Source organism: Mesorhizobium sp. CA4, from assembly GCF_020165075.1.
In the GTDB taxonomy this organism is placed as follows: domain Bacteria; phylum Pseudomonadota; class Alphaproteobacteria; order Rhizobiales; family Rhizobiaceae; genus Mesorhizobium.
On sequence record NZ_JAIUHK010000006.1, the window covers coordinates 49,638 to 63,254 of the forward strand.

At 64.5% G+C, this 13,617-nt stretch carries 11 protein-coding genes; all 11 read left to right on the forward strand.

Translation table 11 applies throughout. The annotated features are described in order from the left end of the window. Positions 1-39: 39 nt before the first annotated feature. The 11 genes from LB528_RS06970 (at position 40) to ftsA (ending at position 13,567) form a co-directional block, all read left to right on the forward strand. Entirely contained in the window at positions 40-1,494 is a 1,455-nt protein-coding gene (locus LB528_RS06970; protein ID WP_224714314.1) for a UDP-N-acetylmuramoyl-L-alanyl-D-glutamate--2,6-diaminopimelate ligase, read from the forward strand. Then, on the forward strand, positions 1,491-2,924 hold the full coding sequence (locus LB528_RS06975; protein WP_224714315.1) for a UDP-N-acetylmuramoylalanyl-D-glutamyl-2,6-diaminopimelate--D-alanyl-D-alanine ligase: 1,434 nt from the start codon (positions 1,491-1,493) through the stop codon (positions 2,922-2,924). Before LB528_RS06970 ends, LB528_RS06975 begins: the two co-directional genes overlap by 4 nt. 25 nt (positions 2,925-2,949) lie before the next feature. Further along, a complete protein-coding gene (gene mraY / locus LB528_RS06980; protein ID WP_224516442.1) occupies positions 2,950-4,032 on the forward strand; it encodes a phospho-N-acetylmuramoyl-pentapeptide-transferase in 1,083 nt (360 codons plus the stop codon). A gap of 9 nt (positions 4,033-4,041) precedes the next feature. Beyond that, the gene (gene murD, locus LB528_RS06985) at positions 4,042-5,445 is read left to right on the forward strand and encodes a UDP-N-acetylmuramoyl-L-alanine--D-glutamate ligase (RefSeq protein WP_224714316.1); all 1,404 of its coding nucleotides are present in this window, start codon (positions 4,042-4,044) and stop codon (positions 5,443-5,445) included. Next, positions 5,445-6,596 carry a putative lipid II flippase FtsW gene (ftsW, locus tag LB528_RS06990; protein ID WP_224581480.1) on the forward strand — a complete coding sequence of 384 codons (1,152 nt, stop codon included), beginning with the start codon at positions 5,445-5,447 and terminating at the stop codon, positions 6,594-6,596. Before murD ends, ftsW begins: the two co-directional genes overlap by 1 nt. Before the next feature lie 6 nt (positions 6,597-6,602). Then, positions 6,603-7,727 (forward strand): undecaprenyldiphospho-muramoylpentapeptide beta-N-acetylglucosaminyltransferase, encoded by a 1,125-nt coding sequence (gene murG / locus LB528_RS06995; RefSeq protein ID WP_224714317.1) that lies wholly within the window; start codon positions 6,603-6,605, stop codon positions 7,725-7,727. Next, positions 7,724-9,130, forward strand: a complete 1,407-nt coding sequence (murC, locus tag LB528_RS07000; protein WP_224714318.1) for a UDP-N-acetylmuramate--L-alanine ligase — start codon at positions 7,724-7,726, stop codon at positions 9,128-9,130. Before murG ends, murC begins: the two co-directional genes overlap by 4 nt. Continuing rightward, a complete protein-coding gene (gene murB / locus LB528_RS07005) occupies positions 9,127-10,092 on the forward strand; it encodes a UDP-N-acetylmuramate dehydrogenase (protein ID WP_224714319.1) in 966 nt (321 codons plus the stop codon). The genes murC and murB overlap by 4 nt, the downstream gene beginning before the upstream one ends. Positions 10,093-10,404: 312 nt before the next feature. Beyond that, positions 10,405-11,331 carry a D-alanine--D-alanine ligase gene (locus LB528_RS07010; protein WP_224714320.1) on the forward strand — a complete coding sequence of 309 codons (927 nt, stop codon included), beginning with the start codon at positions 10,405-10,407 and terminating at the stop codon, positions 11,329-11,331. Continuing rightward, complete coding sequence (locus LB528_RS07015; protein WP_224714321.1) at positions 11,319-12,263, forward strand: cell division protein FtsQ/DivIB; 945 nt, start codon at positions 11,319-11,321, stop codon at positions 12,261-12,263. The genes LB528_RS07010 and LB528_RS07015 overlap by 13 nt, the downstream gene beginning before the upstream one ends. Further along, a complete protein-coding gene (gene ftsA, locus LB528_RS07020; protein WP_224516450.1) occupies positions 12,260-13,567 on the forward strand; it encodes a cell division protein FtsA in 1,308 nt (435 codons plus the stop codon). The genes LB528_RS07015 and ftsA overlap by 4 nt, the downstream gene beginning before the upstream one ends. Positions 13,568-13,617 lie beyond the last annotated feature (50 nt).

Here is a 13,617-nt window from a genome sequence, read left to right on the forward strand (position 1 = left end):
GGCAACTGCGCGCTATTTTGTTGCGGTGAACGGGACTCGATGCATCTAAAAGATCTAGCCGGTATCCTGCCTGTCGAGGGAACAGCTTTCCCCGATCTGGAGGTGACCGGATTTTCCTCCGATTCCCGCGCGGTCAAGACCGGCGTCGTCTTCTTCGCGCTTGCCGGCAGCAAGGCCGACGGCTCGACCTATGCGGCCGACGCCGCGGCCCGCGGCGCCGCGGCGATCGTCACCGGCAGGGGCACGACCGTCTCCGGCCTGTCGATCCCGGTTCTCGCCGTCGATGATCCGCGCCTGGCGCTGGCGCTCAGCGCGGCGCGCTTGTTCGGCCGCCAGCCGGAAACCATGGTCGCCGTCACCGGCACCGCCGGCAAGACATCCGTCGCCGCCTTCATCCGCCAGATCTGGGAGCAGGCGGGTTTTGCCGCCGCCTCGATCGGCACGACCGGTGTCGTGGCGCCCGGCCGCAACGAATATGGCTCACTGACGACGCCCGACCCGGTGGCGCTGCACCGATTGCTCAAGGAACTGGCGGATGCGGGTGTCACCCACGCCTCGATGGAAGCCTCCAGCCACGGTCTCGACCAGCGCCGCCTCGACGGCGTGAAGCTGGCCGCCGGCGCCTTCACCAATCTCGGCCGCGACCACATGGATTACCATCCGACGGTCGAGGATTATCACCGCGCCAAGCTGCGCCTGTTCGATACGCTGCTGCCGAAGGGCGCTCCCGCGATCGTCTTTGCCGATGATCCGTGGTCGGAGCCGACCATCAAAGCCGCGAGGGCGGCGGGGCTGAAAGTGCTGACCGTCGGCCGCCATGGCGATTTCCTGACGCTGAAGCGGGTCGAGCATGAGCGCCATCGCCAGCGCGCCGAAATCGTGGCGGACGGCGTGCTGCATGAGGTCGACCTGCCTTTGGCCGGCGACTTCCAGATCGCCAATGCGCTGGTTTCGGCTGGGCTTGCCATCGCGACCGGAACACCCGCGGCCAAGACCTTGGCGGCATTGGAGAAATTAAAGGGCGCGCCGGGCCGGCTCGACCTCGTCGGCACCACTGCCGCCGGTGCCCCCGTTTATGTCGACTATGCCCATAAGCCCGATGCGCTGGAAAATGTGCTGACTTCGGTGCGGCCTTTCACCACTGGCCGCGTCGTCGTGGTGTTCGGCTGCGGCGGCGACCGGGACCGGGGGAAAAGGCCGATCATGGGCGAGATCGCGACGCGGCTCGCCGATATCGTCATCGTCACCGACGACAATCCGCGCACGGAAGTGCCCGAGACCATCCGCGCCGCGATCCTTGCGGCTGCGCCCGGCGCCATCGAGATCGGCGACCGCCGCAAGGCGATCCACGAGGCGGTGGCGATGCTTCGCGCCGGCGACACGCTCATCGTCGCCGGCAAGGGGCATGAGGAAGGCCAGACCATCGGCTCCGAAACCTTCCACTTCTCAGACCATGAGGAAGTGCGCGAGGCGCTCAAGGAGCGCGCCGCATGAACCTGCTGTGGACGTCGGAAGCGCTCGTCGAAGCCATGGGCGGCAGGCCGATCGGCTCGCTGCCGGAGGGCATCACCGGCATTTCGATCGACAGCCGCAGCCTGGAACCCGGAGACGCTTTCTTCGCCATCAAGGGCGAGGCGATGGACGGCCATGATTTCGCGACAGCGGCGGTCAAGGCCGGAGCGGCCGTGCTGGTCGTCGCCGAGGGCAAGCTGCCCTCGCTCGGCCGGCTGACGGCGCCGATGATCGTCGTGCAGGATGTGCTTGCAGCGCTTGAGAAACTTGGTGTTGCGGCCCGTGCCCGCTCGAAGGCCAGGATCATCGCGGTCACGGGCTCGGCCGGCAAGACGACCACGAAGGAAGCGCTGCGCCATGTGCTGTCGGCAGTCGGCAAGGTGCACGCCTCGGCGCAGTCGTTCAACAACCATTGGGGCGTGCCGCTGACCCTGGCGCGCATGCCGCAGGACTGCGACTACGCGGTCTTCGAGATCGGCATGAACCATCCAGGCGAGATCAGGCCGCTGGTCAAGATGGTCAGGCCGCATGTCGCCATCGTGACGATCATTGCCGCCGCCCATCTCGGTTTCTTCAAGAATCTCGACGAGATCGCCATGGCCAAGGCCGAGATTTTCGAGGGGATCGAGCCTGGTGGCGCCGCGCTGCTCAACCGCGACGATCCACGCTGGAAGCTGCTCGGAAAAATGGCGAAAGAGGCAGGCGTCGCGCATGTCTTCGACTTCGGCGAAAATGCCCGCTCGGCCTTCCGCCTTGTCGGCTGCGAGCTTCATGCCGACCATTCCGACATCGCTGTCAAGATCGGCAAGAAGGACGTGACGGCTCGTGTCGGGGCGCCCGGCCGCCATATCGTGCAGAATGTGCTGGCGGTGCTTGGCGCCTCGCAGCTGGTCAGCGCCGATGTCGAAAAGATCGCGGCCGCGCTTGCGGACCTTTCGGCCGAGCGCGGGCGCGGCCGGCGCCACGTCCTGCATCATCCCAACGGGCCGATCACGCTGATCGACGAGAGCTACAACGCCAATCCGGCGTCGATGGCGGCGGCGATGGCCCTGCTCAACGCTACGCCGGTCTCGGGCGAGGGCCGACGCATCGCGGTGCTCGGCGACATGCTGGAGCTCGGCAGCCATTCGGCCAAGCTCCACGCGGCGCTCGCCGAGCTGATCGTCGGCACGGGCACGCGCAACGTCTTCCTCGGCGGGCCGGAAATGCAGGCGCTGGCCGAGGTTTTGCCGGCCGATATCCAGACGGAATATCGGGCGGGAGCCGAAGAGCTGAAGCCGATCGTGATCTCCGCGCTCAGGCCCGGCGACGTGGTGATGGTCAAATCGTCGAAAGGCATCGGGTTTTCAAAGCTGGTCGAGGCATTGCTCGGCAAATTTCCGGCGGAAGCCACAAACATTAAGCCGGCCTAGGTCGGGTTCCGGGGACGGAAGAACCATGTTCACACTGCTCGTCGATTTCGCGGATAAGATCTCACTCTTCAACGTCTTCCGCTACATCACTTTTCGCACCGGCGGCGCGCTGATCACCTCGGCGCTGATCGTTTTCATCTTCGGGCCGACGATCATCAATTCGCTGCGTCTGCGGCAAGGCAAGGGCCAGCCGATCCGCGCCGATGGTCCGCAGACGCATTTCAAGAAAGCGGGAACGCCGACCATGGGCGGGCTGATGATCCTGTCCGGCATCATCGGCTCGTCGCTCTTATGGGCGAACCTGTCCAGCATCTATGTCTGGGTGGTGCTTTTGGTCACCGTCGGCTTCGGCTCGATCGGCTTTTACGACGACTATCTCAAGGTCACCAAGCAGTCGCATCTGGGCTTTTCCGGCAAGGCGAGGCTGGCGATCGAGTTCATCATCGCCGCCATCGCAGCGTGGGTGATAATGCACAATGGCCAGGCGCCGTTCTCATCGTCGCTGACTTTTCCCTTCGCCAAGGAATTCCTGATAAATCTCGGCTGGTTCTTCGTGCCGTTCTCCTGCTTCGTCATCGTCGGCGCGGGAAATGCGGTGAACCTGACCGACGGTCTCGACGGGCTGGCGATCGTGCCGATCATGATCGCGGCGGCGTCCTTCGGCGTCATCGCCTATCTGTCGGGCAACGCGGTATTCGCCGAATATCTGCAGATCCATTTCGTGCCCGGCACCGGTGAGCTCGCCGTCGTGCTCGGCGCGGTGATCGGCGCGGGCCTGGGCTTCCTCTGGTTCAACGCACCCCCGGCCGCGATCTTCATGGGCGACACCGGCTCACTGGCGATGGGCGGGCTGATCGGCACCATCGCCGTCGCCACCAAGCACGAGATCGTGCTGGTCATCGTCGGCGGCCTGTTCGTGGTCGAGATCCTGTCGGTCATCATCCAGGTCGGCTATTTCAAGATGACCGGCAAGCGTGTCTTCCTGATGGCGCCGATCCATCACCATTTCGAAAAGCTCGGCTGGACCGAAAGCCAGGTGGTGATCCGCTTCTGGATCATCGCCGTCATCCTGGCGCTGGTCGGCCTCTCCACCCTCAAGCTCAGATAGGACGCCTGCTTGATCCCCGCCGCTTCCTTTTCCGGCAAACGCGTTTCGCTCTTCGGGCTTGGCGGCTCGGGGATCGCCACCGCGCATGCGCTGATCGCAGGGGGCGCCGAGGTGCTGGCCTGGGACGACAATCCAGACAGCGTCGCCAAGGCGGCCGACGCAGGCATTGCGACCGGGGACCTGCGTGGAGCCGACTGGCCGCGTTTCGCTGCCTTCGTGCTGTCGCCAGGCGTGCCGCTGACGCATCCGAAGCCGCATTGGACGGTGGAGCTCGCACGCGGCGCCGGCGTCGAGGTGATCGGCGATATCGAGCTGTTCTGCCGCGAGCGCAACAGCCGCGCGCCGGCAGCACCCTTCATCGCGATCACCGGCACCAACGGCAAGTCCACGACGACGGCACTGACGGCGCATATCTTGAAGTCGGCGGGACGTGACATGCAGGTGGGCGGCAATATAGGCCGCGCAATCATGACGCTCGATCCGCCCGAGCCTCAGCGGCACTATGTGGTCGAGTGCTCGTCTTATCAGATCGATCTGGCGCCCTCGATCAACCCGACCGCCGGCATCCTGCTCAACCTTACGCCCGACCATCTCGACCGGCACGGCACGATGGCGCATTACGCCTCGATCAAGGAGCGGCTGGTCGCCGGCAGCGACACCGCGATCATCGGCGTCGACGATTCCTGGTGCGCCCAGATCGCCGACCGTCTGGAGAGGGCCGGCCGGCCGGTCGTTCGTATTTCCAAGCGCTTGCCTTTGACCGATGGCTATTTCGCCGATGGCACCAATCTGATGGAAGCCGTTCATGGCCGCTACAGCCGCGTCGCCTTCCTCGAAGGCATCGGCTCGCTGCGCGGCCAGCACAATGCGCAGAATGCGCTGGCCGCCGTCGTCGCCTGTCTGAAAGTCGGGCTCGAACTCGGCGAAATCCAGGCCGGGCTGGAAAGCTTCCCGGGGCTTGCGCACCGCATGGAGCAGGTCGGCCGCAAGGACCATGTACTGTTCGTCAACGATTCCAAGGCAACCAATGCCGACGCGGCCGCACCCGCGCTGTCGAGCTTCGCCAACCGCATCTACTGGATCGCCGGCGGCCTGCCGAAGGAAGGAGGCATCGAGCCGCTGCGCGGCTTCTTCCCGCGCATCGCCAAGGCCTATCTGATCGGCGAGGCGGCGCCTGCCTTCGCGGCGACGCTCGGCGAGGCGGTGCCATACGAGATTTCGGGAACGCTTGCGGCGGCGGTCGAGCATGCCGCCCATGACGCGGCAAACGACACCGGCGGCGAAGCCGTGGTGCTGCTTTCGCCGGCCTGCGCCAGTTTCGACCAGTTCAAGAATTTCGAGGTTCGCGGCGAAGCCTTCAGGCAAGCTGCGACTGCTATTGATGGGGTCAAACCCATCGGAGGGCCACGTTGATGCAAAGCCGTCTCGACAAAAGTCCTGTTGCAACCTGGTGGTGGACGATCGATCGCTGGTTCCTGGCCGCGTTCCTGTCGCTCATGGGGCTAGGCATCATTTTGTCCTTCGCGGCGAGCCCCGCAGTGGCCGAGCGTATCGGCCTCGACAGCTTTCATTTCGCCACCAGGCAGGTCATCTTCACCATCCCGGCGCTCATTGTCATGCTTGCGGTCTCCTTCCTGGAGGCGCGGCAGATAAGGCGCATGTCGCTGGTAATGCTCTGCATCATGCTGGTGCTGATGGTGGCGGTGCTCTACATCGGCGTCGAGGTGAAGGGCGCGCGGCGCTGGGTGTCGCTCGCCGGCCTTTCCATCCAGCCGTCCGAATTCCTGAAACCCGCCTTCGTCATCATCTGCGCGTGGCTGTTTGCCGAGCACAAGCGCCAGCCCGATATTCCCGGCAATCTGTTCGCCATGCTTTTGCTTGCTTTGGTCATCTCGCTTCTGGTGGCGCAGCCCGACCTCGGCCAGACCATGCTGGTGACCGGCACGTGGGGCGTCATGTTCTTCATGGCCGGCCTGCCGTGGCTGTGGATCGTGGCTCTCGGCATGGTCGGGGCAAGCGGTCTGTTCGCAGCCTATTCGGTGTTCCCGCACGTTGCCTTGCGCATCGACAAATTTCTGACCGGCGAAGGCGATACGTTCCAAGTCGACATGGGCCGCGAGGCGCTGATCAACGGCAGTTGGTTCGGTGTTGGGCCGGGCGAAGGAACCGTCAAGCGCATTGTTCCGGATGCTCATACCGACTTCGTCTTCTCGGTCGCCGGCGAGGAGTTCGGGCTGATCATGTGCTTCTTCATCATGTCGATCTTTGCCTTCATCGTGCTGCGCGGCTTGAGCATCGCGCTCAAGGAACACGATGATTTCACCCGCTATGCGGTCGGCGGCCTCGTCACCGTCTTCGGTCTGCAGTCGGCCATCAATATGTGCGTGAACCTGCAACTGATGCCGGCCAAGGGCATGACGCTGCCCTTCATCTCCTATGGCGGCTCCTCGCAGATCGCCATCGCCGTCTCGATGGGCATGGTGCTCGCATTGACGCGCAAACGTCCGGAAAAGCGCAAGCAGATGGGCTTCGTCCTCTCGCAGCGCGCAATGCCGGCGGAATGAGGCGGGATGGCGAAGGGTATCATCCTGCTTGCGGCTGGTGGAACGGGCGGACATCTGTTTCCGGCCGAGGCGCTGGCGCATGAGTTGAACGAGCGTGGCTGGAAGGTGCATCTTGCCACCGACCATCGCGCCGAGCGCTATTCCCGCCATTTCCCGGCAGCCGACATTCACACGATCCCTTCGGCCACGCTGGGTTCGAAGAACCCGGTCGCCATGCTCTCGGCCTTCTGGAAAATCTGGCAGGGCGTGCGAGAGACCAGCCGAGTGATCGCCAGGATCAAGCCGGAGGCGGTCGTCGGCTTCGGCGGCTATCCGACGCTGCCGCCGCTCTATGCGGCGACAAGGCGAAGAGTGCCGACGCTGATCCATGAGCAGAACGCCGTCATGGGCCGCGCCAACAAGGCGCTCGCCCGCCGCGTCGACGCGATAGCCGGCGGCTTCCTGCCGGAAGGAGCGAGCGCCGTCGGCGCAAAAACCGTGACCACCGGCAATCCGGTCAGGCCGCAGATCCTCGAAGCAGCGAAGACGCCGTATCAGGCGTCCAACGAGGGCGAGCCGTTCCGCTTCCTGGTGTTTGGCGGCAGCCAGGGCGCGCAGTTCTTTTCCGATGCCGTGCCTGCGGCGATCGCGCTGCTGCCGCAAGAGCTGCGCAAGCGGCTGGTCATCACCCAGCAGGCGCGCGCCGAGGATGTGGCGCGGGTGAAGGCGGCCTATGCCGATCTCGGCGTCGACGCCCAGGTTTCGCCCTTCTTCACCGACATGGCGGCGCGCATCGGGGCGGCGCATCTGGTGATGTCGCGTTCCGGCGCCTCGACGGTTTCGGAAATCGCCGTCATCGGCCGGCCGGCGCTGCTGGTACCTTACCCGCACGCGCTCGATCACGACCAGGCGGCGAATGCCGCAGCCCTTGCCGCCGCCGGCGGCGCCGAGCTTCATCCGCAGTCGACGCTGTCGGCGGCACGCATCGCCGAGCTGGTCGGCGGACTGGTCAAGGACCCGAACCGGCTAACGACCATGGCCGCCGCCGCCCGCTCGGCCGGGAAACCGAACGCGGCGCGGTTGCTCGCCGATCTGACAGAGGCTATTGCGTCCGGCAAAACGGTTTCGGACTACAGGAGGACGCGCCCATGAAGATGCCGCAGACGATCGGCCTTGTGCATTTCATCGGCATCGGCGGCATCGGCATGAGCGGTATCGCCGAGGTGCTGCACAATCTGGGCTACAAGGTGCAGGGGTCCGACCAGGCCGACGGCGCCAATGTGCAGCGGCTGCGCGAAAAGGGCATAGAATGCTTCGTCGGCCACAAGGCCGAGAATGTCGGCGACGCCGAAGTCGTGGTCGTTTCGACCGCGATCAAGAAATCCAACCCTGAGCTCAAGGCTGCGCGCGAGAAGCTTTTGCCGATCGTGCGCCGGGCCGAGATGCTGGCCGAACTGATGCGTTTCCGCCAGGCAGTCGCCATCGGCGGCACGCATGGCAAGACCACGACCACCTCGATGGTGGCGACGCTGCTCGAGGCCGGCGGGCTCGACCCGACCGTCATCAATGGCGGCATCATCAACGCTTACGGCACCAATGCCCGCATGGGCGATGGCGAGTGGATGGTGGTCGAAGCCGACGAGAGCGACGGCACCTTCCTGAAACTACCGGCCGATATCGCCGTCGTCACCAACATCGATCCCGAGCATCTCGACCACTATGGCAGCTTCGACAAGGTGCGCGAAGCGTTCCGTCAGTTCGTCGAGAACGTACCGTTCTACGGCTTCGGCGTGATGTGCACCGACCATCCGGAAGTGCAGGCGCTGGTCGGCCGCATCGAGGACCGGCGCGTCATCACCTATGGCGAGAACGCGCAGGCCGACGTGCGCTTCACCAACCATCGCATGCAGGGCGCGATCTCCGAATTCGATGTCGTCATCCGCGACCGCAAGGGACGGGGCACGACGTCGATAAACGACCTGCGCCTGCCGATGCCCGGCCGGCACAATGTTTCCAACGCGACGGCGGCGATCGCGGTGGCGCATGAGCTCGGCCTCTCGGCCGAGGCGATCAAGAAGGGCCTTTCGTCCTTCGCCGGCGTCAAGCGGCGCTTCACCCGTACGGGCTCGTGGAACGGCGTGGAGGTGTTCGACGACTACGGCCACCACCCGGTCGAGATCGCGGCGGTGCTGAAGGCCGCCCGCAGCGCGACCAAGGGGCGGGTGATCGCCATTGCGCAGCCGCATCGTTTCACCCGGCTGCACGACCTCTTCGAGGAATTCTCGGTCTGCTTCAACGACGCCGACACGGTCATGGTGGCGCCGGTCTACGCGGCCGGCGAGGAACCCATCGAAGGCGTGACTTCCGACGCATTGGTGTCGCGCATCCGCTCCGGCGGGCACCGAGACGCGCGCTATATCGAGGGTCAGGCGGCAATCGCGCCCGCCATTCGCGAGCTTGCCAAGCCCGCCGATTTCGTCGTCTTCCTCGGCGCCGGCAACATCACGCAATGGGCCTATGCGCTGCCCAAGGAACTTGGTGGGACGCCGTCATGATGCGCGGCCAGGACCTGATCGATAAACTCGGCGACAAGCTTTCCGGCCTGCGCGGCCGCGTCACGCCGAACGCCGAGATGGACAAGATCACCTGGTTCCGGGCCGGCGGCCTGGCGGAGGCGCTGTTCCAGCCGGCCGACGAGGAAGACCTCGCCGCCTTCCTGCGCGCCGTGCCGGAAGAGATACCGGTCACTGTGGTCGGTGTCGGCTCCAACCTTCTGGTGCGCGACGGCGGCATTCTTGGTTTCGTCGTCAGGCTCTCGGCCAAAGGTTTTGGCGAGGCCGAGGCCACCGGGCCAACCACGATCAAGGCAGGAGCGGCAACGCCGGACAAGCGCCTCGCAGCGGTGGCCTATGAGGCCGGCATCGGCGGCTTTCATTTCTATCACGGCATCCCCGGCGCCGTTGGCGGCGCGCTCAGGATGAACGCCGGCGCCAACGGCGTCGAGACCCGCGAGCGGGTCGTCGAGGTGAGGGCGCTGGACCGTAAGGGCAATCTCCATACGCTGAGCAATGCCGATATGGGCTATGCCTATCGCCATTCGTCGGCGCCCGCCGGCCTGATCTTCACCTCGGCCATTTTCGAAGGGTTTGCGGAGGACAAGGCGGCGATCAAGGCGGCGATGGATGCGGTGCAGAACCATCGCGAGACGGTGCAGCCGATCAGAGAGAAGACCGGCGGCTCGACCTTCAAGAATCCGGAAGGCACCTCGGCCTGGAAGGAGATCGACAAGGCCGGCTGCCGCGGGCTGATGATCGGCGGCGCGCAGATGTCGCCGATGCATTGCAACTTCATGATCAACACCGGCACGGCGACCGGCTACGATCTCGAATATCTCGGCGAGACGGTGCGGGCGCGCGTGCTCGAAAATTCCGGCATCCGGTTGCACTGGGAGATCAAGCGCCTCGGCAATTTCAGGCCTGACCATGCGGTGCAGGAGTTTCTTGGCCAGCTTCTTTAGTTTAGGCTTAAGTTCATGTGATGCTTGAACTTCCAGCGGTCTGAAACGGCCGCAAAACCGTTGCCTTAAAGACTCACAAATCACTTTTTGCGGCCGTTTTCGCGGAAAGTGAATCTCTCGGAATCTTAGGTACTTGCCAGCGAATCAACTCTCTGATTCTCTGCCCTAAAGCGTTTCCTGATTTGAGTCGTTCGACGCGTTCAGCCGCGTTTTCCGTCTGGGGGGCAACCTGCCGGAAGACTCGGACTCAATGCGCGGAAATGCGGTGCGGGAATATCGGTTGCAGGCCCGGCGTGAGAGGGGATGACGGGAATGAAGAAGAAGCATGTGGCTGTCCTCCTGGGTGGATTCTCCTCGGAGCGGCCCGTGTCTCTGTCCTCGGGAAAGGCGTGTGCGGATGCGCTCGAGAGTGAAGGCTATCAGGTCACCCGTGTCGATGTTTCGCGCGATGTCGGGGCTGTGCTTGCCGATCTCAAGCCCGATGTCGCCTTCAACGCGCTGCATGGTCCGTTCGGCGAGGACGGCACCATCCAGGGGATTCTCGAATATCTCGCAATTCCCTACACCCATTCGGGTGTGCTCGCTTCGGCGCTGGCCATGAACAAGGAGCAGGCCAAGAAAATTGCCAAGGCGTCCGGCATTCCGGTCGCGGAATCGAAGGTGGTCAACCGCTTCGCCATCCAGAACAAGCATCCGATGAAGCCGCCTTATGTGGTCAAGCCGGTCAATGAGGGGTCGAGCTTCGGCGTGGTCATCGTGCATGAGGGGCAGTCGCATCCGCCGCAGGTGATCGGCTCGACCGAATGGCAATATGGCGAGATCGTCATGGTCGAGCGCTACATCCATGGGCGCGAATTGACCTGTGCGGTGATGGGCGATGTGGCGCTTGGCGTCTGCGAGATCATCCCGACCGGGCATTCCTTCTACGATTACGATTCAAAATACGTTCCGGGCGGATCAAAACACGAAATCCCTGCTAAAATTTCACCGAATATTTACCAAAAAATACAGACACTGGCCCTCAAGGCTCATCTTGCCATTGGTTGCCGGGGCGTTTCCCGATCGGACTTCCGTTACGACGACCGTCACTCCGAAAACGGCGAGGTTGTCTGGCTCGAGGTCAACACTCAGCCGGGCATGACGCCGACGTCTCTGGTGCCTGAAATCGCCGCGCAAGCGGGACACTCGTTCGGCGATTTGTTGAGTTGGATGGTGGAGGACGCTTCGTGTCTGCGTTGAGGTGGGGACAGGGTAATGGCGGCGGTGCGACTGGTCTCGCGCTGTTCGGCATGTCGCTGTCATTCGACCGTTTCGTGTTGCCGCGTCAGCTCCGCCGGCCGATGCGCGTGCTGGCGCGCCTGTGCGGCGGCGAGTATGAGGCACCGCGCTTTTCGGCGGCGATCCTTTCCGTCGCGCTGATCGCGTCGAGCAGCGCCTATGGCGCCTATCTCGGCGGCTACGGCGACAGCATCGTGCAAGGCATCACGGCCCGCACCGGCTTTGCCGTCGACCAGATCAAGGTCGTCGGCAACCGCCAGACCTCCGAGATCGATGTGCTGGACCGGCTCGGTCTCGACGGCTGGACCTCGCTGATCGGCTTCGATGCCGAGGCCGCGCGCGAGCGCATCGCGACGCTGCCCTGGGTTGAGGGCGCGGCGGTCCGCAAGATCTACCCGCATACGCTGGAAGTGCGCATCGAGGAGCGCGAGCCCTTCGCGCTGTGGCAGCAGGGCACTTCAGTTTCGGTCATTGAGCGGTCGGGCGAGGTGATCGCGCCGTTCTCGGGCGGCAAGCAGGCGCTGCTCCCGCTGATCATCGGCGCGGGCGCGCCGGCGATGGCGCCGGCCTTTCTCGACAAGATCAAGCGCTATCCCGATCTCGCGGCGCGGGTAAAAGGCTACATCCGTGTCGGCGAGCGCCGCTGGGACCTGAGGCTTGAGAACGGCATCACGGTCAAGCTGCCGGAAGATGACGAAGATCAGGCGATCGCCGAACTCGTCAAGATCGATCATGACAACGGGCTTTTGGCGCGCGACATCGCCGCCGTCGACATGCGGCTCTCCGACCGGCTGGTCGTGGAGCTTTCGCCGGAAGCGGCGACGCAGCGCGAAGCCGCGCTCAGCGACAAGCCGAAGAACCTGGCCAAGCGCAAGGCGGAGACGAAGATATGAGCTGGCTTGGCGGCAGCGGTGATGCTTCTTCGCGCCGGTCGGGCACGCTCACGGTGCTCGATGTCGGCTCCAGCAAGGTTTGCTGCGTTGTGGCGAAGCTCAAGCCGAACGAGGACGGCAAGCTTCTGCGCGGGCGTTCGCATCGCATCCAGGTGATCGGCATCGGCCACCAGAAATCGCAAGGCGTGAAGTCGGGTGTGGTGGTGGATCTCGATCGCGCCGAGCATGCCATCCGGCTTGCCGTCGATGCGGCCGAGCGCATGGCAGGGCTTACGGTCGATTCCCTCATCGTCAACATGACGGCGGGCCGGCTGAAGAGCGAAGCCTTCTCGGCGACGATCAATCTCGGCGGTCATCAGGTCGAGGAAGTCGACATCAAGCGTGTGCTCGCCGCCGGCGCCAAGCAGGCGCTGCGGGCCGAGCGCGAGGTGGTCCATTCGCTGCCGGTCGGTTTCTCGCTCGACGCCGAGCGCGGCATGCGCGATCCGCGCGGCATGGTGGGCGATGCGCTTGGCGTCGACATGCATGTGCTGACGGGCGACGCAGCGCCGATGCGCAACCTCGAGCTTTGCATCAACCGCTCGCATCTGTCGGTCGAGCGCATGGTGGCGACACCCTATGCCAGCGGGCTTGCCTCGCTCGTCGATGACGAGCTCGAGATGGGCGCCGCCTGTATCGACATGGGCGGCGGCACGACGACCATCTCGGTCTTCTCGGAAGGCAAGTTCGTGCATGGCGACGCCATCGCCATCGGCGGCAACCACGTGACGCTCGATATGGCCAAGGGCTTGTCGACCTCGCTCGATGCCGCGGAGCGGCTGAAGGTGATGCATGGCTCGGCGCTGCCCGGCAGCGCCGACGACCGCGACCTCGTCTCGATCCAGCCGATCGGCGAGGAGGGCGATGTACCGTTGCAGATCCCGCGCTCGATGATGACGCGCATCATCCGCGCTCGCATCGACGAGACGCTGGAGCTTCTGCGCGACCGGCTGAACAAGTCCGGCTACGGCAATGCCGTCGGCAAGCGCGTCGTGCTCACCGGCGGCGCCAGCCAGCTTGCCGGCCTGCCGGAAGCGGCGCGCCGCATTCTCGGGCGCAATGTGCGCATCGGCCGGCCACTGGGCGTCGCAGGCCTGCCGGAAGCGGCCAAGGGCCCGGCGTTCTCGACCTCGGTCGGACTGATGATCTATCCGCAGATGGCGAGCTTCGAGAGCCATTCGGCGAAAGGACTTTCCGGTTTCAGGATGACCGGAACAGGCGGAAAACTGCATCGCATGAGTCAGTGGTTGAGAGACAGTTTTTAATTTGACGGGGACAGCCCCATAGGCGGCCGCAGCGGCGAGGCGGCGGGAAA